A 24,218-nucleotide genomic window follows, 5' to 3' on the forward strand; every position below is an offset into this window, starting at 1 on the left:
CGGCGTACGCAGCGCGTGCGCACGCCGCATCAGCGCGCTTTAACGCTTGAGCGCCGCGCGGGCGCGCGCGATCAGCGCGGCCGTCGACGAATCGTGCGCCTTCAGGTCGGCGCCCGGCGCGGTGAGGTCGGCCTCGACCACCTTGCCGAGGATCTTGCCGAGTTCCACGCCCCACTGGTCGAACGGATTGATGTCCCACACGGAAGCCTGCACGAGCACCTTGTGCTCGTAGAGCGCGATGATCGCGCCGAGCGAGCGGGCCGTGAGGGCGTCGACGAGCAGCGTGGTGGTCGGGCGGTTGCCGGGGAACATGATGTGCGGCACGAGTTCGGGCTTGTCCGGGCCCGCGATCTTGCGCGCCTCTTCCTCGGTGCGGCCGAGCATCAGCGCCTCGCTCTGCGCGAAGCAGTTCGCTAGCAGCTTCGGGTGATGATCGGCCAGCGGATGCTCCGGTGTGAGCACGGCGACGAAATCGATCGGCACGATCGTCGGCCCCTGGTGGAGCATCTGGAAGAACGCGTGCTGGCCGTTCGTGCCGGGCTCGCCCCAGGTGACCGCTGACGTTGCGTAGTCGACGAACCTGCCGTCGAGCCGCGCCGACTTGCCGTTGCTCTCCATCTCGAGCTGCTGGAGGTACGAGGGCAGGTAGTGCAGCGCTTCGGAGTACGGGGCCACGAGATAGCTCTGCGAGCCGAAGAAGTTGCGATACCAGATGCCGATCATGCCGAGCAGCACGGGCAGGTTCTTCTCGAGCGGCGCGTCCCGGAAGTGCTTGTCCATGTCGTGCGCGCCGGCAAGCAGTTCGTCGAACTGCTGCGGCCCGATGGCGATCATGATCGACAGGCCCACGGCCGACCACAGCGAATAGCGGCCGCCCACCCAGTCCCACATCTCGAACACGTTCTCCTTCGCGATGCCGAACTTCACGACCTCGGCGGGATTGGCCGAGACGCCCACGAAGTGTTTCGCGAGCTCGCTTTGCGGGCAGCCGTGCTTCACGAACCAGTCGCGCATCGACAGTGCGTTGGTCATGGTTTCGAGCGTCGTGAACGTCTTCGAAACGATGATCGCCAGCGTCTCTTCAGGGTCGATGTCTTCAATCGTGCGCCACAAGTCCGCGCCATCGACGTTCGAGACGAAGTGCGAGGTGATCTCGGGCAGTTCGAGATGCTTGAGCGCGTGCACGACCATTTTCGGCCCGAGGTCCGAGCCGCCGATGCCGATATTCACGACGTGGCGAATGCGTTTGCCCGTGTAGCCGGTCCACGCGCCGCTGCGCACGGCGTCGGCGAACTTCGCCATCTTCGCGCGCTCGGCCAGGATCTGCGCGTGGAACGGCGCGTCGGCTTCGGTGGCGCGCAGGGCGGTGTGCAGCGCCGCGCGGCCCTCGGTCGGGTTGACGACTTCGCCCTTGAACATGGCGTCGCGGCGCGCTTCGACGCCGGCTTCGCGAGCGAGCTGCACGAGCAGCTTGAGCGTGGCGTCGGTGATGCGATTTTTTGAGAAGTCGGCGGCGAGACCGGCGCCGGCGAACGTGAAGCGTTCGGCACGAGTGGGCGCGGGGTCGTTGGCGGGAGCGAACCAGTCGCGGAGCTTTTCGTCGCGGATCTGTTCGTAATGCGTCTGTAGCGCGGACCAGGCGGGGAGCGGATTCGTCATGTTCGTCCAGCAGAGGGATCACGAATGGAGGGCGGCAGATGCGGTTCGCCGGTTTGGCCGAACGCGCGCTTCGCGCGCCGCGGGGAAGCACGGGCAACCTCGGATGAGAGATGGCGTGCGGAGGATCAGTATAGCGGCCTCGCGCGACACTGCGCAGCGTCGTGGCGCCTGGCAAGAGGCGGCGCATGCGCGAGGCCGCTCGATCGTGGCTGGCAAGCAAACGGCGTGCCGCACGAACGGGCGTGCGGCACGCCGCGCCGCGCATCAGGCGTTGTAGTTCGGCGCGTAGAAGAGCCGGTTCATGAGCTTGCGTACCATCGGCGCGAGTTCACCCGCGGTGAGACCGGCGGGACCGTCGCCCTGCGCGCAGAGGGTGTCGGCGGCGAGGCCATGGAGGTAGACGCCCGCCAGCGCCGCCTCGTAGGGCGGCACGCGCTGGGCGAGGAGTGCGCCGATCATGCCGCCCAGCGCGTCGCCGGTGCCGCCCGTCGCGAGTCCCGCGTTCCCGGTGGGATTGATGGCGACGCGGCGGTCGGGCGACGCGATCACGGTGCCGCTGCCCTTGAGCACGACGACGGCCGCGTAGCGCGTGGCAAGCGCGCGCGCCGCGGCGAGGCGGTCGCGCTGCACGGCCGCGGTGTCGCAGGCGAGCAGCCGCGCCGCTTCGAGCGGATGCGGTGTGAGCACACATGGCGCGCCGCGGGCGGCGGCCGATTGCGCGACGTGCGCCGCGAGCGCCTCGTCGCGTGCGACGAGGTTGAGCGCGTCGGCGTCCAGCAGCACGGGGGCCCGTAGGCGCAGGATCGCGTCCACGAGCTGGCGCGCCGAGGCGCTGCCGCCCATGCCGCAGCCTGCCGCCACGGCGTCCATCGCGCCGAGCCCGAGCCGCGCCGCCGCATGCAGCATGAGTTCGGGGTGAGGGGCGTCGTAGGGCGGGGCGTCGCTGCCGAGAAAGCCGACATGGACCTTGCCCGCACCGGTGAGGAGCGCCGCGCGCGCCGCGAGAATCGGCGCGCCGCACATGCCCGTGTCGCCGCCCACGACGGCGAGCGTGCCGAACGTGCCCTTGTGGGTCGCGAAGTCACGCGCCGGCAACCCGGCCGCGAACATCGATGGCGCGTTCAGGCGCACGGCGGCTGGCGTGCCTTCCGTGTCGATGCCGATCGGCGCGACGGCTACGGCGCCTGCGTAGTCGCGTCCCACGCCCGTGTAGAGGCCCGGCTTGGCGGCGATGAAGGTGATGGTATGGGTCGCGCGTACCGCCGGGCCGTCGCCAACGACGTTGCCGGTGTCGCTGTCGAGGCCGCTCGGTACGTCGAGCGCGAGCACATGGCCGTGGCTGCGTGCGCGCGCTGAAATCCGCTCGGCGAATTCGCCGAACATGCCGTCCAGACCTCGCGCCAGGCCGATCCCGAACATGCCGTCGACGAGCCAGCCGTAACCGTCGAACGACGCGGGGGCCGCGGATGCGATCGGCACGCCGGCCGCGCGCGCCTCGGCGAGGGCCCAGCGCGCGTCGTCGGCTTTGACCTCGACCGGCATGCATACCTCCACCGCGACGCCTGCGCGATGCAGTTCCGTTGCCACGACGAGGGCGTCGCCGCCGTTGTTGCCGGGCCCGGCAGCGAACCAGACCGGCTTGTCGCTCGCGGACGAAGGGGCATGCGCGAGCTGTTCGAGCAGAAAGTGCGCGGCGGCGGCGCCTGCGCGCGCCATCAGCGTATGGGCGGGCAGCGCCGGCTGGGCGGCGACTTCGGCGTCGCGCAGCTGCTCGACGCTCAGGAGCGGGACCGCACGATCGTGCGGATGGACGAGCACCGGTTGCCCGGCGAGGGAGGAAAGCGAAGCGTGCGTCATGGCGATGCGGTCGTGGGAGGCGGACATCGCAACGATACCCGAGCAGACCCCCGGACGGCACGCTCGCGAGCGCGGCGCGCGGCCACGCCGTCGCAGGCGCGTTCTGGACGGCTTCAGGCGACGGTCATGGCGCGCCCCATGCGCGGCTCGATCAACTACGGCCTGGCGAGAGGGCTTTGATGGTATCCGCCGGCAAGTCCGGCGCGACGTTGGAAATCTGCTGGGCGATGAGGCGCGCCGACCCAAGCGAAAGCGCCCAGCCAGCCGGCCCGTGGCCCGCGTTGACGAAGAGGCGCGGATGGCCCGCGTTGCCGACCGCCGGCAGGCCGTCGGCGGAAAGCAGCTTCATGCCTTCCCACGCGAGCGCGGCGGAAATGCGCGCGGCGCCCGGCGCCCAGTCGCGCGACGCTTCGCCGAGGAGCGCCAGGGCGTCTTCGGTGAGCGTTTCGGGCAGCGCCTCCTCGACTTCCTGCGCGCGTAGCAGTACGGCGGCGCCCGAGATGCGCAGCCGGTGATTCATGCGCGTGATGGCGATGCGTTTGCCGGCATCGACGAGGGTCGTGTGCGGCACGCATTCCTCGTGCGCCACCGGCGAATTGAGCGTGTGCATGCGCAGCGGGTAGAACGGCAGCTTGAGGCCGAGCGGCTCGAGAAGGCGCGGCGTCTGCGCACCCGCGGCGACGACGATGGCGTCGCCCGAGATCACTTCGACGTCGCGCGAGCGGCCCGTCTCGTGCGCGGGCGGCGCGAGCTCCACGGCCGCGCGCCGGTCTTCCAGACGGATCGCGCTGACTTCCCGGCTCGTTTCGAACTGCACGCCGCCATGGGTGTCGAGCACCTGCTTGAGCTGCTTCACGAAGAGCGGGCAGTTCGCCACGCGGCCGGTCTCGAAGTGCACGCCGCCCGCGAACGGCGGATCGGCGGGGATCGAGTGGTCGAAGGCCACGCATTCGGCGGGCGAGAGTGCGTGGTGCGGGGTTTCGAAGCGGCGCAGCTGCTCGAGCGCCGGTTGCGTGAGCGACCATTCGTCGTTGCCGCGCACCAGGTAGAGCAGGCCATCGCGCTGCTCGTACTCGAGCTGGAAGCGCGCGTCGATGTCGGCGAGCGCCGCCTGCGCCGACTCGATGAGCGGACGCAGGAGCGCATAGCGATCGGCAAACGCCTCCGAACCGTGGAGCGTGGCGAGCCGCTTGACGAAGTTGTGGGCCTCGCCGCGCCATCCCGCCCTGCTGATGACGCCGCCGGAGGATTGACGCCCGTTGCGCAGGAAGGTGGGGCCGAACCACACGTCGAGCGGCGTGGGCAGCGCAATGCCGCTATGGCCGTAGGTCGCGCCTTGCGCAACCGTGGCGTGGCGTTCGATCACGCAGACGCGGTGTCCGGCCGCGCGCAGCTGCCAAGCGGTAGCGATGCCGGCGATTCCGCCGCCGATGACGATGACATCCATGACGATACGATCTGCAGGCAGGCGGCGCGCCGTCGGTCGAGGGCGCCGAGCCGTGGGTGGGGCGTGCAGCGCGCCCAAGCCATGCGAAGGCGCGCCGTTCAGACGAAACGCGCAATCATAGCAGCGAAAGCGGCCGCATCGCCATGCGTGCGGAAGGGTCGATGCGGCCTTGAAGCGGCCTTGAAGCGGGCTTGAAGCGGGCTTGAAGTGGGGCGCATAAGCCCCCCGCAAGGACCGGAGCACTCGCGGAGCGCTCGCGCGACGCGCGGGACATCGCGAAATCGCCGACGTGCCGCGAATGTGCTGGCTATCTTCGGGAAGCTTGCGTGCCACGGCCATCCCGTCGAGCAGGCCGCACGCGCACGCGTAGCCATCAGCAGACCGGCCTGCGGGGCGGTCAGGACAGGCCTTCCGGGTTATAATCGCGGTCTCCCTTCGTTTGACCGTCGCCGTCTTCGCGCGACGCATCGCGAGCTCGCGACGCGTTTCGCGCGAGGCGAAGCCGCGACGCAACTCTGACGCAACTTCGACGCAACGCCCCAGTCCATGGCCCACTTCTCGTGTTTCCCCGGTGCTTCGGCCCTTTCCGACTTCCGTCAGGCTCGCCTGCTCGAAACGCTTCAGCGTATCGACGCCAACATCGTCGGCGTGCACGGCCAGTATCTGCATTTCGTCAATTCGGCCACGCCGCTGTCCGCTGAAGACAGCGCGAAAATCGAAGCGCTGATGCACTACGGCGCGCCGTTCGCGGCGGCGCAGGAGCGCGGCAGCGCGCTCACGTTCCTCGTCGTGCCGCGCTTCGGCACGGTGTCGCCGTGGGCGAGCAAGGCCACGGACATCGCGCACCATTGCGGTCTCGAGCAGGTGCGCCGCATCGAGCGCGGCGTCGAATACACTGTCGTGCTCAAGTCGGGCCTGCTCGGCGGCAAGAAGACGCTTTCGGAAGAGGCAAGCGCCGCCGTGGCCGCGGCGCTGCACGACCGCATGACGGAGAGCGTGGCGCCATCGCGCGACGCGGCGCTGCATCTGTTCGACGTCCTGCCGGCGCGGCCGATGCAGACCGTAGACGTGCTGGGCAAAGGCCGTGCCGCCCTGGAAACGGCCAACGGCGAACTGGGCCTCGCGCTCGCCGACGACGAAATCGACTATCTCGTCGAAAACTTCAGCAAGCTCGGGCGCAACCCGACCGATGTCGAACTGATGATGTTCGCGCAGGCCAACAGCGAGCACTGCCGCCACAAGATCTTCAACGCGAGCTGGACGATCGACGGCCAGGACCAGGATATGTCGCTGTTCGCGATGATCCGCAACACCGAGAAGATGAGCCCGCAAGGCACCATCGTCGCGTACTCGGACAACTCGTCGATCATGGAAGGCGCGGTGGCGGAACGCTGGTTCCCGCGCAAGCAGGGTGCGGACGGAGAGCCGGGCGAGCGGTATGGCCGCCACACCGAACTCACGCACACGCTGATGAAGGTGGAGACGCACAATCACCCCACGGCGATCTCGCCGTTCGCGGGCGCGGCGACGGGTTCGGGCGGCGAGATCCGCGACGAAGGCGCGACGGGCCGCGGCGCGCGTCCGAAGGCGGGCCTCACGGGCTTCACGGTCTCGAACCTCGATCTGCCCGACGCGCGCGAAGCATGGGAAAACGCCCGCGACGCCGCCGCGCCGCTCGCGCTGCGCAATCCCGCGGATACCCAGGGTGTCTACGGCCGCCCGGACCGCATCGCCTCGCCGCTGCAGATCATGATCGACGGCCCGCTCGGCGGCGCTGCGTTCAACAACGAATTCGGCCGTCCGAACCTCGGCGGCTACTTCCGCACCTACGAGCAGAACGTGGCGGGCACCGTGCGCGGCTATCACAAGCCGATCATGATCGCGGGCGGCCTCGGCAACATCAGCGCGCAGCATACGCACAAGCACGACCTGCCCGCGGGCACCCTGCTGATCCAGATCGGCGGTCCGGGCATGCGCATCGGCATGGGCGGCGGCGCCGCCAGCTCGATGGCGACCGGCACCAATACCGCCGAGCTCGACTTCGACTCGGTGCAACGCGGCAACCCCGAGATCGAGCGCCGCGCGCAGGAAGTCATCAACTCGTGCTGGCAACTGGGCGAGGGCAACCCGATCCTGAGCATCCACGACGTCGGCGCGGGCGGCCTGTCGAACGCCTTCCCCGAACTCGTCGACGGCGCGGACAAGGGCGCGCGCTTCGAGCTGCGCAAGGTGCAGCTCGAAGAGTCGGGCCTCTCGCCGCGCGAGATCTGGTCGAACGAGTCGCAGGAGCGTTACGTTCTCGCGATTGCGCCCGCCGATCTGGCCGCGTTCAAGGCGATCTGCGAGCGTGAGCGCTGCCCGTTCGCCGTCGTGGGCGTCGCGACCGACGCGCGCGACCTCAAGCTCATCGACACCGACGAGCAGGCGCTCGCGGCCAACGGCGGCCACCAGCCCGTCGACATGCCGATGGACATCCTGCTCGGCAAGCCGCCGCGCATGCATCGCGATGTCGAGCACGCCAGCGTGCCGCTCGCGCCCGTGGAAGTCACGGGCATCTCGCTCGACGAGGTCGCGAAGAACGTGCTGCGCCATCCGACCGTGGGCAGCAAGTCGTTCCTCATCACCATCGGCGACCGGACGGTTGGCGGCACGACCGTGCGCGACCAGATGGTCGGTCCGTGGCAGGTGCCGGTGGCCGACTGCGCGATCACGGCGCTCGACTACGCCGGCTACAAGGGCGAAGCGATGACGATGGGCGAGCGCACGCCGCTCGCCGTGATCGATGCGCCCGCCTCGGGCCGCATGGCCGTGGGCGAGGCGATCACCAATATCGCCAGCGCGCCCATCCGGTCGCTCGACAAGCTCAAGCTCTCCGCGAACTGGATGGCCGCGTGCGGCGCGCCGGGCGAAGACGCCGCGCTCTACGACACCGTGAAGGCGATCGGCATGGAGCTGTGCCCGGCGCTCGGCATCGGCATTCCGGTGGGCAAGGATTCGCTCTCCATGCGCACGAAGTGGAACGAAGAAGGCGTGGCCAAGGAAGTGGTCGCGCCGGTTTCGCTCATCATCTCGGCGTTCGCGCCGGTCGAGGACGTGCGCCGCCATCTCACGCCGCAACTGCGTCGCGTCGACGAGGTGGGCGAGTCGGTCCTGATCGCGATCGATCTGGGACGCGGCAAGAACCGCATGGGCGGCAGCATCTTCGCGCAGGTCACGCAGCAGGTCGGCGACGCCGTGCCCGACGTGGACAGCGCCGAAGACCTCAAGCAGTTCTTCACGGCCATCCAGCAACTGAACGCGAACGAGCAGCTGCTCGCGTACCACGACCGCTCGGACGGCGGCCTGTGGGCGACGGTTTGCGAAATGGCGTTCGCGGGTCACACGGGCGTGTCGCTGAACGTGGACATGCTCACGCTCGACAGCGAGCACGAATCCGACTACGGCGACGCCAAGGACTGGGCGAAGCAAACGAGCGGCCGCCGCGACGACCGCACGCTGCGCGCGCTCTTCTCCGAAGAGCTCGGCGCCGTGATCCAGGTGCCGGCTCAGCAGCGCGACACCGTGATGGCGGTGCTGCGCACGCACGGTCTGTCGGTCTGCTCGCACGTGATCGGCACGCTCAACAACCGCGACTCGATCGAAATCTACCGCGACGCCAAGCGCATCTACGAAGCGCCGCGCGCCGAGCTGCAACGCGTGTGGAGCGAAGTGAGCTGGCGTATCGCGCGTCTGCGCGACAATCCCGCGTGCGCCGACGCCGAATACGACGCGCTCCTCGACGCTGCTGACCCGGGCATGCATCCGCACCTGAGCTTCGACCCGGCCGAAGACATCGCCGCGCCGTTCATCGGCAAGGGCGCGCGTCCGCGCGTGGCGATCCTGCGCGAGCAGGGCGTGAACTCGCACCTCGAGACTGCATACGCGTTCGACCGCGCCGGTTTCGACGCGCACGACGTCCACATGAGCGACCTGCTCGAAGGCCGCGCGACGCTCGCGGACTTCGCCGGCGCCGTGGCCTGTGGCGGCTTCTCGTACGGCGACGTGCTGGGCGCGGGCGAAGGCTGGGCCAAGACGATCCGCTTCAACGCGAAGCTTGCCGACATGTTCGCGGCATTCTTCGCGCGCCAGGACACGTTTGCGCTCGGTATCTGCAACGGCTGCCAGATGATGTCGAGCCTCGCCTCGATGATCCCGGGCGCCGAAGCGTGGCCGAAGTTCACGCGCAACAAGTCGGAGCAGTTCGAAGCCCGCTTCTCGCTCGTCGAGGTGCAAAGCTCGCCGTCGATCTTCTTCAGCGGCATGGAAGGCTCGCGCATTCCCGTGGCCGTGGCTCATGGCGAAGGGTTCGCCGACTTCTCGCAGCAGGGCGACATCTCGAAGGTGGCCGTGGCCATGCGCTACGTCGACCACCGCGGCCAGGCGACCGAAGGCTATCCGTTCAACCCGAACGGCTCGCCGCAGGGCATCACCTCCGTCACGACGCCCGACGGCCGCTTCACGGTGCTGATGCCGCACACCGAGCGCGTGCAGCGCACCGTGACGATGAGCTGGCACCCTGAGGCTTGGGGCGAGGCGAGCCCGTGGATGCGCGCGTTCCAGAACGCGCGCAAGTGGGTGGGCTAACACGCCTCGCGGACGTTCGACGCAGGGTCATCCTGGCTCCGCTGAAAAGCCCCGGCCATGCCTGCACTGCAGGCATTGGTCGGGGCTTTTTGCATTTGCAGTGTTTGGCAGGCTGGCCGAAGGAGCCACTGCGGCGATTATCGGTGTTAATCACCGCATGATTTGCGGTGATTAACTTGTGTGTGCGGCGAATACGGCTCATAATCACCGCATGACTAGCGGCGATTACACCTACATCTGGCAAGCCGGCGACTGGCCTCGCTGGCGCTTCGACCTGACCGAGCTAGCCGCGCCCATGGCCGAGGTCAGCCGCGCCCAGGGCTTGCTGGTGGGCAGGCTGGCAGATGTGGGCCTGGCGCTTCGCGATCAGGCGAGCCTCGCGGCGCTCACCGAGGACGTGCTCAAGACGAGCGAGATCGAGGGCGAGCAACTGAATGTCGCTTCCGTGCGTTCGTCCATCGCGCGTCGAATGGGCGTGGACATCGGGGCGCTCGCTCCGGTGGACCGCCATGTGGAAGGCGTGGTCGAAATGGTCCTGGATGCGACCACCAACAGCCGGTCGCCGGTCACGCGCGAGCGCTTGTTTGGCTGGCACGCGGCGCTATTCCCGACCGGCTATGCGGGCCTGTCGCGGATCAACGTCGCTGCATGGCGTGACGATGCCAGCGGGCCCATGCAGGTGGTTTCCGGGCCCATCGGCCGTCAGCGCGTGCACTTCGAGGCCCCACCCGCGGACCGGCTGGAGCCCGAGACACGCCGCTTCCTCGACTGGCTGAACGGGCCCGCGCAGGAGCCGCCGCTGATCAAGGCCGCCCTTGGCCATTTGTGGTTCGTCACGCTGCACCCGTTCGACGACGGCAATGGCCGCGTGGCAAGAGCCATCGGCGATTTGCTGCTCGCGCGCGCAGACGGCAGTCCGCAACGTTTTTACAGCGTCTCGGCCCAGATTCAGCGGGAACGCAAGGCGTATTACGACATTCTGGAGCGCACGCAGCGCGGATCGATGGATGTCACGCCGTGGTTGGCGTGGTTTTTCGAAGCGCTGCATCGCGCGGTGGATCAGGCGCAGATCACGCTCGACGGCGTGCTCACCAAGGCGCGCTTCTGGCGCGACTGGGCCACGACGCCGTTCAACGAGCGGCAGATCAAACTGCTCAACCGGCTGCTCGATGGTTTCGACGGCAAGCTCACGAGCGGCAAGTGGGCCGCCATCGCCAAATGTTCGTCCGATACGGCGTTGCGCGACATCAACGACCTGGTGGCGCGCGGCGTCTTGCGCAAGGCGGGGGGCGGCGGGCGCAGCACGGGCTACGAACTGGAAACGTTGCGGCAGTAACGACGCTTGTGCCGCAAACAAAAAACCCCGCGACTTCGCAGGTCGCGGGGCTTTAATCGCAGCGGGAGCCGCAGCGAAGTCTTACTGAATCTTCGCTTGCTTGCGCAGATTCTCTTCGAACGCCTGCAGCTTTTCCTGCTGGATCTGCTGGACGATCTGCGGGCGCACCTGCTCGAGCGGCGGCGGCGTGACCGGGCGGATATCGTCAACGCGGATGATGTGCCAGCCGAACTGCGTGTGAACCGGCGCGTCGGTGATCTGGCCTTTCTGCAGATGCGTGGCCGCAGCGGCGAATTCCGGCACGTAAGCCTTCGGATCCGACCAGTCGAGGTCGCCGCCGTTCTTCGCCGAACCCGGGTCCTTCGAGTACTGCTTCGCGAGGTCTTCGAAGCTCGCGCCGCCCTTGATCTTCGCGATCAGGTCCTTGGCCTGCTGCTCGTTGTCCACGAGGATGTGGTGCAGGTGGTATTCGCTGCCGCCCGCGTCCTTGGTGAGCTGGTCGTAACGCGCCTTGACTTCGGCGTCGGTCGGCTGGTTGGTCTTCACGAAGTTTTCGATCAGCGCGCGCAGCACGACGGTCTGCTGCGCCACGGCGATTTGCGCCTTCACGTCCGGCTTGTTCGGAATGCCTTCGCGAATCGCTTCCTGCATGAGGATCTCGCGGTTCACGAGTTCTTCACGCACGGCCATCTGCAGTTGCGGCGAATCCTGCTGGCCTTGATGCACGAGCTGCTCGATCAGCGCATCGGCGCGCGCTTTGGGAATCGGCGTGCCGTTCACGACGGCGATGTTCTGCGCAAAGGCGGGAGCCGCCGCGCATGCAGCCAGCAACACCCAGAGATGGGTTTTCTTCAAGGTCATCGGAAAGTCCTAACGGGGCGAACCAAAATGGCGAACAAAAAGGCGAACAAAAGGGAAGGCAGGCCGAAATCTGGCGCGGGCCTACCGGGGCAGCGCCGCGGCTTCTTCAGGCGTGAGCGCCGTGATCGCGAGAGCGTGAATGCCGCGCTGCATGGCCTCGGCCAGCGCATCATACACCATGCGATGCCTTGCCACGCGGGCTTTCCCCGCGAATGCGGACGCAACGATCGTCACATGGTAATGACCGCCGGCAGCGGCGCCGGCGTGTCCCGCGTGCTGCGCGCTGTCGTCGCGCACGTCGATTGAAACGGGAGCGAGCGCCGCGGTCAGGCGCGTTTCGATCAGCGCCATGCGCTCGGCAGGGCTCGCGTGCAGAAAGACGTCGCTCATTCTTCTTCCTTCATGTAACGCGAGAGCCACAGGCTCTGGCCGACGATGAACACCACGAGAATGCCGGTCGCGCCGAACAGCTTGAAGTCGACCCACGCATCGGTCGAGAAGTGGTAGGCCACGAACAGATTGAGGATGCCGAGCAGCGCGAAGAAGACCGACCACACGAAATTGAGTTGCGTCCAGATGCGCGCCGGCAGCGTGATCTGCTTGCCCATCATCGCTTCGATGAGGTTCTTGCCGAATGCGACCTGCGAGACGAGCAGCACGATCGAGAACGCCCAGTAGAGCACAGTCGGCTTCCACTTGATGAAAGTTTCGTCGTGCAGCATCAGCGTGGCGCCGCCGAACACGACGACGATGCCCAGCGAAAGCCACAGCATCGGGTCGACCTTGCGGTGACGGAACGCCACCCATGCGATCTGCACGAGCGTCGCGCCGATCGCCACGGCCGTCGCCGGGAAGATGCCCCACAGCTTGAAGGCGACGAAAAAGAGGATGATCGGAAACAGATCAAACAGGAATTTCATTATCGGCCTGAGAATTTACACAATGAGCCCGCCGGAACAGGGGGCGGCGGAGGGCACGGCGCTTTCAAGGCCGCATGGCGCCCAGCGCGGGGCGCGAGGCTGCCTTGCCAACGCTCACTTGGGCTCGAATTGTAGCGCAGCCGAATTGATGCAATACCGAAGGCCGGTCGGGGCCGGACCATCCTCGAAAACATGACCCAGGTGCGCGCCGCAATTCTTGCAGCGCACCTCGATGCGCAACATGCCGTGCGAGCGGTCGGTCTTCTCCTCGATCACCTCGCCGTTGATCGGGCGGAAATAGCTCGGCCAGCCGCAGCCCGCGTCGAACTTCGTGGCGGATTCGAAGAGCGGCGTGCCGCAGCACACGCAGTCGTACACGCCGCGCTCGAAGTGGTCCCAGTACTTGCCCGTGAACGCGCGCTCGGTGGCCGCGTGACGCGTGACCTGGTACTGCGTGTCGTCGAGCTGTTCGCGCCATTGCTCGTCGGCCTTGTAGCCCGGGTAGGCGGTGGAGTTGTGGTCGTCCTGGCTCATGTTCGGTTCCTGTCGGATGGGAAACAAGATCACGTAGATGGGGGCGCGCTCACGAAGAGCAACTGACTTCGAGCGAACTCGCCCAGTCGGGCGGCAGCGCCGCATATGCCGCGTTTTCCGGCTGCTCGTCGAACGGCCGCTCCAGCACTTTCGCAAGACGCTCGACCTCGCTGAAATCCTTTTGCGCGGCGCGCTCGATTGCCGTCTGCGCGAGATGGTTGCGCAGTACATATTTCGGATTCACGCGGTTCATCGCTGCGGCGCGCGCGGCGTCGTCGCGCGGCTCGTGCGCGAGGCGCGCGCGATAGTCGGCGGCCCAGGCGTCGAAGGCCGCGCGATCGAGAAACAGGTCGCGCACCGACGTGTCGCCGCTCGCGTCATGTTTCGAAACGCGCGCGAGATTGCGAAACGTGAGCGTGAAATCGGCGCGGTTTGCATGCATGACTTCGAACAGCTTGTTCGCGAGTACGTCGTCGCCTTCGCGCGCGTGTTCGAGGCCGAGCTTTGCTCGCATGCGCGCTTCGAGCGCTGGCGCAAAGTGTCCCTTGAAGCGTTCGAGCACGGCCTGCGCGTCGGCGACCACGCGCTCGCCGCGCTTTTTTTCGTCGGCGATGTCGTAGTGCGCGCCAAAGAGCGGCACCAGCGCCTGAGCGAGGCAGAAGAGATTCCAGTACGCGATCTGCGGCTGCATGCGGTACGCGTAACGGCCCTGCGAATCGGAATGATTGCAGATATGGTTGGCGTCGAAACCATCCATGAAACCGAACGGACCGTAGTCGATCGTGAGACCGAGGATCGACATGTTGTCGGTGTTCATCACGCCATGGCAGAAGCCCACGGCCTGCCATTCGACCATCAGCGCCGCGGTGCTGCGCACCGCTTCGTCAAGCAGTGCCAGGTATGGGTCGTCGGCTTCGCGCAGCTGCGGCCAGAAACGCGCGATCACGTGATCGGCCAGCTTGCGCAGGGCGTCGACGTCGTCGTGCGAATAGAAGTGTTCGAAATGGCCGAAGCGCACGAAGCTCGGCGACACGCGCGTGACGACGGCCGCCGTTTCCAGCTCTTCGCGGCGCACGGGCTGGTCGGAGCCGGTCACCGTGAGCGCGCGCGTGGTCGGAATGCCGAGATGATGCATCGCTTCCGAACACAGGAACTCGCGGATCGACGAGCGCAGCACGGCGCGGCCATCGCCCATGCGCGAGTAAGGCGTGCGGCCCGCGCCCTTGAGCTGCACCTCGTTGCGCCGGCCGTCATGCTCGACCTCGCCGAGCGTGAGCGCGCGGCCGTCGCCGAGCTGGCCCGCCCATACGCCGAACTGGTGCCCGGAGTAGACCGTCGCGTACGACATGGCCGAAGGCGAGCGCTCGCGCGTGAAGTTGCCGCTGAAGAACCCGGCGAACGCGGGATCGGCCGCAGCGGACGCATCGAGGCCGAGCTGTGCAGCCATGGCCTTCGAAAAGCCGACGACATAAGGGGCGGGCAGCGGTGCGCCGGGCAAGCGCGTGTAGAAGCGAGCACCGAGCGCGGCGAATGCTTCGTCGCGCGGCAGGGTCAATGCGCGTTCGAAGTCGGCGAGCGGACCGGCGGCGGGCGTGTGCGAGGCGGAGTTTCCGCCTTGAGTTTCGGTATTGCCTGGTGAAAACGACATATTGAGGGCCTGTTGAATAGTCGATATTGTAAGTCCGCACCCGCCGGCGTGCTGGCGCACCTCCGAAGCCCGCCGCCGCGCCCGCCGGACAAGGACAACGCCGATCAACGCGAGCAAAGGTTGCATGGGACCGGAGCAAGCGCTCTGCGTGGGGCCGGAGTAAGTGCTAAAGCACTAACTCCGGCCGACAGCTGAAGCGCCAACTCTGGTCGACAGGAGACCGCCAACGATGAGCGCACCGCTGCTGGGCCAGATGATGGACGTGCCGCTCCTGCTGTCGTCGTTGATTGCGCATGCGGCGCGCCATCATGCCAACACGCAGATCGTCTCGCGCCGCATCGAAGGCGATATCCATCGCTACACGTACCGTGAGTGCGAGGTGCGCTCGAAACAGCTGGCGCAGGCGCTCATGGCGCTCGGCGTGGCGCCGGGCGAGCGTATCGGCACGCTTGCCTGGAATGGCTACCGGCATCTCGAGGCTTATTTCGGCGTGACGGGCTTCGGCGCCGTGTGCCACACCATCAATCCGCGCCTTTTTCCCGAGCAGATCGCCTGGATCGTCAATCACGCCGACGACCGCTATGTGCTGTTCGACATCACGTTTGCAGCGCTTGTCGATACGATCGCGCCGCAGTGCCCGAACGTGCGCGGCTGGATCGCGATGTGCGACGAGGCGCATCGGCCGCAGATGCGCACGGAAGTGCTCTGCTATGAAACGCTGCTTGCCGCGCAGGACGGCAACTACGACTGGCCCGTCCTCGACGAGCGCAGCGCGTCCAATCTCTGCTATACGTCCGGCACCACGGGCAACCCGAAGGGCGTGCTCTATACGCATCGGTCTTCCGTACTCCATGCCTACGGCGCCTCGCTGCCCGATGCGATGGGCCTCTCCGCGCGCGACGCGCTCCTGCCCGTCGTGCCGATGTTCCATGTGAACGCGTGGGGTGCGCCCCACGCCGCGCCGCTCACGGGCGCGAAGCTCGTGCTGCCGGGCAAGGATCTGGACGGCAAGTCGCTCTTCGAACTCATGGAGGCCGAGGGCGTGACCGGCTCGGCTGGCGTGCCGACCGTCTGGCTCGGTTTGCTCGCCTATATGCGGGGCGCGGGCGTGCGCTTCTCCACGCTCAAGTGGACGGTGATCGGCGGCTCGGCCTGCCCGCCCGCGATGCTGCGTGCGTTCGAGGACGAATACGGCGTGCAGGTGATCCACGGCTGGGGCATGACGGAGATGTCGCCCCTCGGCACGCTCGCGAAGCTCAACTGGGCGCAGTCGCAGCGGCCGCGCGAAGCGCAATTGGCGCTGCTCGAAAAACAGGGGCGCGTGATTTGCGGCGTGGATATGAAGATCGTCGGCGAGGACGGGCGTGAATTGCCGTGGGACGGCGTGACGTTTGGCGATCTGCACGTACGCGGGCCCTGGGTCATCGACCGCTATTTCCGCCAGGAAAGCGGCTCGCCGCTCGTCGACGGCTGGTTCCCTACGGGCGATGTCGCCACGATCGACCCCGATGGCTTCATGCATATCACCGACCGCAGCAAGGACGTGATCAAGTCGGGCGGCGAGTGGATCAGCTCGATCGACCTCGAAAACATCGCCGTGGCGCATCCGGGCATCGCGGAAGCGGCGTGTATCGCGTGCGCGCATCCGCGCTGGACCGAGCGGCCGCTCATCGTAGCGGTGAAGAAGCCCGGCGCGACGGTGACGCGCGAGGAGTTGCTGGCGTTCTTCGATGGCAAGGTCGCTAAATGGTGGCTGCCAGACGACGCCGTTTTCGTCGACGAATTGCCGCACACGGCCACCGGCAAGCTGCTGAAGCTCAAGTTGCGCGAGCAGTTCCGTTCGTATGTGCTGCCGACCGCGCTTGCGGTCGAGGGCTGTCCGTTCGATCCGGCGCAGGAAGCGGGCGGCGCGGGTGCCAATGAGACCGCTGGCAGCAATCCGCCCCCCATGCGCAAGTAGATCACTCCGCGCAGCCGGGCAAGGTTCTCGGGCGCAGCCATCTGGCTGCGTTGTTTCTTCTGACTTTTACCCATCAACCCGCGGTGGCCGCTTCCTTGGTGTAAACCCCGAGCTCCGCAGTTAGGCAAAAAATTGAACGAACGTTCTTTTTTCGGTATCCTGCGTGCCTGACCGGGAATGTCGGACAATGAAACCGACGACGCACATCGCGGCCCGCACGCATGGAGGCAGCCAAATGGCAGTGGACTACACGACTCGCGACGGCGTCGCCGTCATCACGCTCAACAATCCGCCCGTCAACGGCCTCGGACATTCGACCCGCGCGGGCATTGTCGAGGGCCTGGCGCGCGCCGCAAGCGATCCGGCCGTTTCGGCCATCGTGATCACCGGCGCCGGCAAGGCGTTCTCGGGCGGCGCGGACATCACCGAATTCAACACGCCCAGGGCGATGCAGGAGCCGACGCTTCACACCGTCATCAAGGAAGTCGAAAAGAGCGCGAAGCCCGTCGTGGCCGCGATCCATAGCGTGGCGATGGGCGGCGGCCTCGAGCTCGCACTCGGCGCGCACTATCGCATCGCCGCGCCCGGCGCGCAGATCGCGCTGCCCGAAGTGAAACTCGGCATCCTGCCGGGCGCGGGCGGCACGCAGCGCCTGCCGCGCGCGATCGGCCTCGAAGCCGCGCTCAACATGATCGTCACGGGCGCACCGGTGATGAGCGAAAAGCTCGCGAATTCGGGGCTTTTCGACGCCATGGCGCAAGGCGATCTGGTCGAAGAGGCGATCGCATTCGCGCGCAAGGCGGCCGACAAGCCTGGCCCGCATCCGCTCGTGCGCAACCGCAAGATCGAGCATCCGAACGCCGAAGGTTTCCTGCGGTTCTCGCGCAACACGGTCGGCGCCCTGTCGAAAAACTATCCGGCGCCAGTGAAGTGCATCGACGCGATTGCGACGGGCGTGACGCAAGGCTTCGACAAGGGCCTCGCGTTCGAGCGCGAATGTTTCGTCGAACTCGTGCAGACGCCGGAAAGCCACGCGCTGCGCCATGCGTTCTTCGGCGAGCGCGCCGCGAGCAAGATTCCCGATGTGCCGTCCTCCACGCCTCTACGCGACATCCAGCAGGTGGCCGTGATCGGCGCGGGCACGATGGGCGGCGGCATCACGATGAACTTCCTCAACGCAGGCGTGCCCGTCACGCTGCTCGAAACGAAGCAGGAAGCGCTCGACCGCGGCATCGCCACGATCCGCAAAAACTACGAAGCCCAGGTCAAGAAGGGCAAGCTCACGGCTGAGAAGCTCGAAGCGCGCATGGCGCTGATTCGCCCGACGCTCTCCTACGACGACCTCAAGGAAGCGGACCTCATCATCGAGGCCGTGTTCGAAGAGCTCGGCGTGAAGGAGCAGGTCTTCAAGCGCCTCGACGAGGTCGCGAAGCCGGGCGCGATCCTCGCTTCGAACACCTCCACGCTCGACGTCGACAAGATCGCGGCGTTCACGAAGCGTCCCCAGGACGTGGTGGGTCTGCACTTCTTTAGTCCTGCCAACGTCATGAAGCTGCTCGAAGTCGTGCGCGGCAAGGAAACGGCGAAGGACGTGCTCGCCACCGTCATGCAGATCGCGAAGAAGATCCGCAAGACGGCCGTGGTCTCGGGCGTGTGCGACGGCTTCATCGGCAACCGCATGATCGAGCAGTACGTGCGCCAGGCGCTGTACCTGCTCGAAGAAGGCGCGCTGCCCGCGCAAGTGGACCGCGCGATCGAAAAGTTCGGTTTCGCCATGGGCCCGTTCCGCATGAGCGATCTGGCCGGCAACGATATCGGCTGGGCCATCCGCAAGCGCCGCTATCAGGAACATCCGGACATGAAGTACTCGAAGATCGCCGACCGTCTTTGCGAGACCGGCCGCTTCGGGCAGAAGACCGGTGCGGGCTGGTACGACTACAAGGCGGGCGAGCGCAACGCGCTGCCTTCGAAGCTCGTCGACGAGATGATCGTCGCGTACTCGAAGGAAGCCGGTGTCGAGCGCCGCAAGATCGGCGACGAGGAGATCGTCGAGCGCCTCGTGTTCGCGCTCGCCAACGAAGGCGCGAAGATTCTCGAAGAAGGCATTGCGTCGAAGGCATCTGACGTGGACATGGTCTACCTCACGGGCTACGGCTTCCCGCTGTGGCGCGGCGGCCCGATGCTGTACGCCGACACCGTGGGCCTCTACAACGTCGAACGCGCCATTCGCCGCTATGCGCAGCAGCCCAACGGCGAAGCGTGGGAGATCGCGCCTTCCATCGTCGAGCTGGCCGCCAACGGTGGCACGTTCGGTAGCAAGTTCAACTAAGCATCGCTTGCAGGCGCAAAAGCGGGCAAACAGGCGGACGAACATCATGAGAAGCGCAAACGACGTGCTCCTGCTGATCGACCTGCAATACGACTTCATGCCGGGCGGGGCGCTAGCCGTCGCGCACGGCGACGAAGTCGTGCCGGTGGCGAACCGGCTCGCGCAGGGCTTCGGCAACGTGGTGCTCACGCAGGACTGGCACCCGGCGCAGCACGTTTCGTTCGCCGCCAATCACCCGGGTTGCGCGCCGTTCGAGACGATGGCGCTGCCTTACGGCGAGCAGGTGTTGTGGCCCGTGCACTGTGTGCAGGGCACCGATGGCGCGGCGCTGCATCGCGACCTCGACGTGCCGCATGCACGCGCGGTGATCCGCAAAGGCCATCACGCCGACGTCGACAGCTACTCCGCGTTTCTCGAGGCCGACCGCAAGACCCCCACGGGCCTCGCAGGCTACCTGCGCGACGTGGGCGTGAAGCGCGTGTACTGCTGTGGCCTCGCGACCGACTATTGCGTGGCCTGGTCCGCGCTCGACGCGCGCGCCGCGGGCTTCGAAACCGTGCTGATCGAAGACGCCTCACGCGCGATCGATCTGAACGGTTCGCTCGCCGCCGCGTGGAAGCAGTTGCTCGCGGCGGGCGTGAAGCGCGCGCAGTCGGCCGAGGTGCTGATCGGCGCCGCGTGAACGACATCGCCCGCTATCGTCCGCCTGAAACTTTCAAACGAATCCATTCTTTGCATCAAAATCTCGTAGTGGGAGAAACGCATGACTGACGCCGTAATCGTATCGACCGCCCGTACGGGCCTCGCCAAATCGTGGAAGGGCGGGTTCAACATGACGCACGGCGCCACGCTCGGCGGGCACGTGACCCAGGCCGCCGTGGAGCGTGCGAAGATCGACCCCGCACGTGTCGAAGACGTGATCATGGGCTGCGCGAACCCCGAAGGCGCGACGGGCTGGAATATCGCGCGCCAGATCGCGCTGCGCGCGGGGCTGCCGGTTAGCGTGCCCGGCATGACCGTCAACCGCTTCTGTTCGTCCGGGCTCCAGACGATCGCGCTCGCCGCACAGCGCGTGATCGCGGGCGAAGGCGACGTGTTCGTGGCGGGCGGCGTGGAGTCCATCTCGTGCGTGCAGAACGAGATGAACACCCACATGATGGCCGATGGCTGGCTCAACCAGCACAAGCCCGAAATCTACTGGAGCATGCTGCAAACCGCGGAGACCGTCGCGAAGCGCTACGAAATCTCGAAGGAGCGCCAGGACGAGTACGGCGTGCAATCGCAGTTGCGCGCGGCCGCCGCGCAGGCGGCGGGCCTGTTCAATGACGAAATCGTGCCGATCACGGTGCTCGCCGGTGTTGCGGACAAGGCAACGGGCCAGCTCGTCACGAAGGAAGTGACGGTCGCCGCCGACGAAGGCATCCGCGCCGACACCACGCTCGAAGGCGTTTCGAAGATCCGCACCGCCATGCCGGGCGGCGTCATCACGGCGGGCAACGCGAGCCAGTTCTCGGATGGCGCGAGCGCCTGCGTCGTGATGAACGCGAAGGTCGCCGAACGCGAAGGCCTGCAGCCGCTCGGCATCTTCCGCGGCTTTGCCGTGGCGGGCTGCGAGCCGGACGAGATGGGCATCGGTCCGGTTTTCGCGGTGCCGAAACTGCTCAGGCAGGCGGGTCTGAAGGTCGAGGATATCGGCCTGTGGGAACTGAACGAAGCGTTCGCGGTGCAGGTGCTGTACTGCCGCGACAAGCTCGGCATTCCCGCCGACCGCCTCAACGTGAACGGCGGCGCGATCGCCGTCGGCCACCCGTATGGCGTCTCGGGTGCACGCCTGACGGGCCACGCGCTCATCGAGGGCAAGCGCCGCGGCGCGAAGTTCGTCGTAGTGACGATGTGCATCGGCGGCGGGCAGGGCGCTGCGGGCCTCTTCGAGGTCGTCTGACGCGAGGGCGCGGCAGTCGGCACGCCCGCTGCCGCGCTCACGATTTCATCGCTTTCCTCCGCTGTTACGCGTGCCGGGGCGCTCTCGCGCTCGAGCCGCTGCGGGTATCATGACGGCTGTCGGCGCGCGCCGAGCGCAGCGCCCGTTCCATGCAGACTGAAAGAGGTGAGTTCGTGATTCGTCATATCGTGATGTGGAAGCTCAAGGAGTCGGCCGAAGGCGCGACGCGCGCCGAGAACGTCGTGAAGTTCAAGGCCCTGCTCGAAGGCTGTCGCGATCTCGTGCCGGGCACGCTGCACCTCGAAGTCGGCGTCGCAGAGCCGGGTCTCGCTTCCACGTTCGACCTCGTCCTCATTTCCGACTTCGCCGATCAGGCCGCGCTCGACGGCTATCAGGACCACCCCGATCATCTCGTCGTGAAGCAGTTCGCGAAGCTCGTGGTCGAGTCGCGCCAGTGCGTGGATTACGTGGTCTGAACCCGATCATGACAGGTACCGCAGATCGACCCCAAGGCAGCGGCGCGCCGCACGGCAAGGAGCCTGAAAGTCCGCCAACGCCGCTCATGATCGTCGAGAGTCCCTTTGTCGAACATCTCGGCGCTCAACTCGTGAGTGCGCGCGACGGCGCGAGCGAAGTCGTGCTGCCGCTCGCCGAGCGGCATCTGAACACCTGGGACGTCGCGCACGGCGGCGTGACGATGACGCTCGCCGACATGGCACTCGCCATGGCCGCGCGCAGCCTCGCGGCCGACGGCGTGGGCATCGTCACCGTCGAGATGAAGGTGAACTTCATGCAGCCGGGGCGCGGGGAATTGCGCGCCACCGGCCGCGTGCTGCACCGTTCCACCACGATGGCCTATTGCGAAGGCGAGATTCGCGACAGCGAGGGCCATTTCGTCGCCAAGGCGCTCGGCACTTTCAAGTACATGCGCCGGCTTGCGGTGGGCCGCGACGTGACGCGTCAGCGTCTGCGCAGCGACCCTGGCGCGCGGCCGGGACCGAGCGACGGTTAAACGCGCGGACCGGCGCGCGTTGGGGCTTTGCTCGCGCGTGCCCGTCCATTCTTTTCCCGTGCGGCCGGCACGCCTCGCCGCACCTGACAAAGCAACACGGACGCCATGACCCAGACCAATCGCCAGATCCTGCTCGCCTCGCGCCCGGAAGGCGCCGCGAGCGTCGACAACTTCCGCCTCGTCGAAACGCCCCTCGCGGCGCTCGTCGAGGGACAGGTGCGCGTGCGCAATCACTACCTCTCGCTCGACCCGTACATGCGCGGGCGCATGAACGACAGCAAATCGTATGCGGCGCCGCAGCCACTCGATTCGGTGATGATCGGCGGCACCGCGGGCGAAGTGGTCGAGTCGCGCAACGCGAAGTTCAAGCCCGGCGACAAGGTGGTGGGCATGTTGGGCTGGCAGGAGTACGGCACCTCGAACGGCGGCGATCTGCAACTCGTGGATACGACGCATGTGCCGCTGTCGGCGTATCTCGGGCCGGTGGGCATGCCGGGCGTCACCGCGTGGTACGGGCTCAATCGCATCATCGAGCCGAAGGCAGGGCAGACCGTCGTCGTGAGCGCGGCGAGCGGCGCGGTGGGCAGCGTGGTCGGCCAGCTCGCGAAGCGCGCGGGCTGCCGCACGGTGGGTATCGCGGGCGGTGCGGAAAAATGCCGCTATGTCACGGAAACGCTAGGTTTCGACGCATGCGTCGATTACAAGGCGGGCAATCTCTATCAGGATCTGAAGGCCGCGACGCCCGACGGCGTGGACGGCTACTTCGAGAACGTCGGCGGCGAAGTGCTCGATGCCACGCTCGCGCGCATGAACGCGTTCGGGCGCATCGCGCTGTGCGGCATGATCGCGGGCTACGACGCCCAGCCGATGCCGCTCAAGCATCCGCAGCTGCTGCTCACGCAGCGCCTGCTCGTGCAGGGCTTCATCGTGAGCGAGCACATGGATGTGTGGCCACAGGCGCTCAGGGAGCTCGGCACGCTCGTCGCGAACCGGCAGCTCGCGTATCGCGAGACCGTGGCCGAAGGGCTCGAAAACGCGCCCAGTGCATTCCTCGGCATGCTCAAGGGCCAGAATTTCGGCAAACAGCTCGTCAAGCTGATCTGAGGACTCACAGCCTTGCGCAAGCGCCCGGAAAGGGCGCTTCGCTTATCTATCGGAAGTTTTCACCGCAGTTTCAACGCAGGATTCGCAATGTCCGAACCGTTCCAGTTCGATGGCCGTGTGGCCGTCATCACGGGCGCGGCGAGCGGCTTTGGCCGCGCGTTCGCGCACCACGCCGCAGCGCTCGGCATGAAGCTCGTACTCGCCGACGTCGATCAGGCGCTGCTCGATGAAACCGTCGAAGCGCTGCGCGAAAGCGGCGCGCAAGCCGTGGGCGTGCGCACCGACGTGCGTGACGCCGCGCAAGTCGATGCGCTGGCGAACGCCGCGCTCGAAGCGTTCGGCAAAGTCCATCTGCTCTTCAACAACGCCGGTGTCGGCACGGGCGGCTTCGTGTGGGAGAGCAGCGCGAGAGACTGGGAGTGGTTATTCGGCGTGAACGTGATGGGCGTCGCCAACGGCGTGCGCAGCTTCACGCCGGTCATGCTCGCACAGGGCGAGCGCGCGCATATCGTCAATACGGCTTCGGTGGCGGGTCTGCTTTCGCCGCCTGCAATGGGCGTGTACAACGCGTCGAAGCACGCCGTGGTCTCGCTCACCGAGACGCTCTACCATGACCTGAAGAACGTGAGCGACGCGGTGAGCTGTTCGCTGCTGTGCCCCGCCTTCGTGCCGACCGGCATTGCGAACGCCGGGCGCAGCCGCCCCGACGATTTGCGCAACGACGCGCCGCTCACGCGCTCGCAGCAAGCCGCCGATCTGCAGTTGCAGCGCGCGGTGCGCGCAGGCAAACTCACGCCCGACGACGTCGCGAAGGCGACGTTCGACGCCGTACGGGAAGGGCGCTTCTATATCCTCACGCATCCGCAGATTCTCGCTTCGGTGAAGCTGCGTCATGAGGACATCGAAACATTGCGCAACCCGACCGATCCGCTCTCGCTCAAACCCGAAGTCAAGCAAGCGCCGCAATAAAGGCGTACGGGGTCCGT

The 24,218-nt window shown here is 66.8% G+C and carries 18 protein-coding genes; 10 read left to right on the top strand and 8 right to left on the bottom strand.

What is annotated here, in order from left to right:
• Positions 1 to 39 precede the first annotated feature (39 nt).
• The 3 genes from pgi to BMI01S_RS07870 all read right to left on the bottom strand — a co-directional run bounded on the left by pgi (position 40) and on the right by BMI01S_RS07870 (position 4,963).
• Positions 40 to 1,659 carry a glucose-6-phosphate isomerase gene (gene pgi / locus BMI01S_RS07860; RefSeq protein WP_028213096.1) on the bottom strand — a complete coding sequence of 540 codons (1,620 nt, stop codon included), beginning with the start codon at positions 1,657 to 1,659 and terminating at the stop codon, positions 40 to 42.
• A gap of 264 nt (positions 1,660 to 1,923) precedes the next feature.
• Positions 1,924 to 3,516, bottom strand: coding sequence for a bifunctional ADP-dependent NAD(P)H-hydrate dehydratase/NAD(P)H-hydrate epimerase (locus tag BMI01S_RS07865; RefSeq protein ID WP_028213097.1), 1,593 nt, complete (start codon positions 3,514 to 3,516; stop codon positions 1,924 to 1,926).
• Between the two features lie 151 nt (positions 3,517 to 3,667).
• Positions 3,668 to 4,963, bottom strand: a complete 1,296-nt coding sequence (locus BMI01S_RS07870) for an FAD-dependent oxidoreductase (RefSeq protein ID WP_028213098.1) — start codon at positions 4,961 to 4,963, stop codon at positions 3,668 to 3,670.
• 546 nt (positions 4,964 to 5,509) lie between these two features.
• Between BMI01S_RS07870 and purL the strand changes: the two genes are divergently transcribed.
• Positions 5,510 to 9,586, top strand: a complete 4,077-nt coding sequence (gene purL / locus BMI01S_RS07875; RefSeq protein WP_028213099.1) for a phosphoribosylformylglycinamidine synthase — start codon at positions 5,510 to 5,512, stop codon at positions 9,584 to 9,586.
• A gap of 211 nt (positions 9,587 to 9,797) precedes the next feature.
• Entirely contained in the window at positions 9,798 to 10,922 is a 1,125-nt protein-coding gene (locus BMI01S_RS07880; RefSeq protein WP_028213100.1) for a Fic family protein, read from the top strand.
• A gap of 81 nt (positions 10,923 to 11,003) precedes the next feature.
• On the opposite strand, the gene BMI01S_RS07885 is transcribed toward BMI01S_RS07880, so the two are convergent.
• The 5 genes from BMI01S_RS07885 to BMI01S_RS07905 form a co-directional block, all read right to left on the bottom strand.
• A complete protein-coding gene (locus BMI01S_RS07885) occupies positions 11,004 to 11,783 on the bottom strand; it encodes a peptidylprolyl isomerase (RefSeq protein WP_028213101.1) in 780 nt (259 codons plus the stop codon).
• A gap of 81 nt (positions 11,784 to 11,864) precedes the next feature.
• Positions 11,865 to 12,173, bottom strand: coding sequence for a BolA family protein (locus BMI01S_RS07890; protein ID WP_028213102.1), 309 nt, complete (start codon positions 12,171 to 12,173; stop codon positions 11,865 to 11,867).
• Entirely contained in the window at positions 12,170 to 12,703 is a 534-nt protein-coding gene (locus tag BMI01S_RS07895) for a septation protein A (protein WP_028213103.1), read from the bottom strand. Before BMI01S_RS07895 ends, BMI01S_RS07890 begins: the two co-directional genes overlap by 4 nt.
• Positions 12,704 to 12,817: 114 nt before the next feature.
• Complete coding sequence (gene msrB / locus BMI01S_RS07900; RefSeq protein ID WP_028213104.1) at positions 12,818 to 13,237, bottom strand: peptide-methionine (R)-S-oxide reductase MsrB; 420 nt, start codon at positions 13,235 to 13,237, stop codon at positions 12,818 to 12,820.
• A 49-nt stretch (positions 13,238 to 13,286) separates the two neighbouring features.
• Positions 13,287 to 14,885, bottom strand: coding sequence for a protein adenylyltransferase SelO (locus BMI01S_RS07905; RefSeq protein WP_028213105.1), 1,599 nt, complete (start codon positions 14,883 to 14,885; stop codon positions 13,287 to 13,289).
• A gap of 229 nt (positions 14,886 to 15,114) precedes the next feature.
• Between BMI01S_RS07905 and BMI01S_RS07910 the strand changes: the two genes are divergently transcribed.
• The 8 genes from BMI01S_RS07910 (at position 15,115) to BMI01S_RS07945 (ending at position 24,201) form a co-directional block, all read left to right on the top strand.
• A complete protein-coding gene (locus BMI01S_RS07910; RefSeq protein ID WP_042288839.1) occupies positions 15,115 to 16,845 on the top strand; it encodes a 3-(methylthio)propionyl-CoA ligase in 1,731 nt (576 codons plus the stop codon).
• Positions 16,846 to 17,080: 235 nt separating this feature from the next.
• Positions 17,081 to 19,174 (top strand): 3-hydroxyacyl-CoA dehydrogenase NAD-binding domain-containing protein, encoded by a 2,094-nt coding sequence (locus BMI01S_RS07915; protein ID WP_028213106.1) that lies wholly within the window; start codon positions 17,081 to 17,083, stop codon positions 19,172 to 19,174.
• Positions 19,175 to 19,220: 46 nt separating this feature from the next.
• The gene (pncA, locus tag BMI01S_RS07920) at positions 19,221 to 19,856 is read left to right on the top strand and encodes a bifunctional nicotinamidase/pyrazinamidase (protein ID WP_028213107.1); all 636 of its coding nucleotides are present in this window, start codon (positions 19,221 to 19,223) and stop codon (positions 19,854 to 19,856) included.
• 81 nt (positions 19,857 to 19,937) lie between these two features.
• Complete coding sequence (locus tag BMI01S_RS07925) at positions 19,938 to 21,116, top strand: acetyl-CoA C-acyltransferase (protein ID WP_028213108.1); 1,179 nt, start codon at positions 19,938 to 19,940, stop codon at positions 21,114 to 21,116.
• 173 nt (positions 21,117 to 21,289) lie between these two features.
• Positions 21,290 to 21,592 carry a Dabb family protein gene (locus BMI01S_RS07930; RefSeq protein WP_028213109.1) on the top strand — a complete coding sequence of 101 codons (303 nt, stop codon included), beginning with the start codon at positions 21,290 to 21,292 and terminating at the stop codon, positions 21,590 to 21,592.
• Between the two features lie 86 nt (positions 21,593 to 21,678).
• A complete protein-coding gene (locus BMI01S_RS07935; protein WP_028213110.1) occupies positions 21,679 to 22,128 on the top strand; it encodes a PaaI family thioesterase in 450 nt (149 codons plus the stop codon).
• A gap of 105 nt (positions 22,129 to 22,233) precedes the next feature.
• The gene (locus BMI01S_RS07940; RefSeq protein ID WP_028213111.1) at positions 22,234 to 23,232 is read left to right on the top strand and encodes an NADP-dependent oxidoreductase; all 999 of its coding nucleotides are present in this window, start codon (positions 22,234 to 22,236) and stop codon (positions 23,230 to 23,232) included.
• An 87-nt stretch (positions 23,233 to 23,319) separates the two neighbouring features.
• Positions 23,320 to 24,201 (top strand): SDR family oxidoreductase, encoded by an 882-nt coding sequence (locus BMI01S_RS07945; RefSeq protein ID WP_028213112.1) that lies wholly within the window; start codon positions 23,320 to 23,322, stop codon positions 24,199 to 24,201.
• The last annotated feature ends 17 nt before the right edge of the window (positions 24,202 to 24,218 follow it).

Origin of the sequence: Paraburkholderia mimosarum LMG 23256 = NBRC 106338, assembly GCF_000739815.1 — a bacterium.
Classification (GTDB): Bacteria; Pseudomonadota; Gammaproteobacteria; order Burkholderiales; family Burkholderiaceae; genus Paraburkholderia; species Paraburkholderia mimosarum.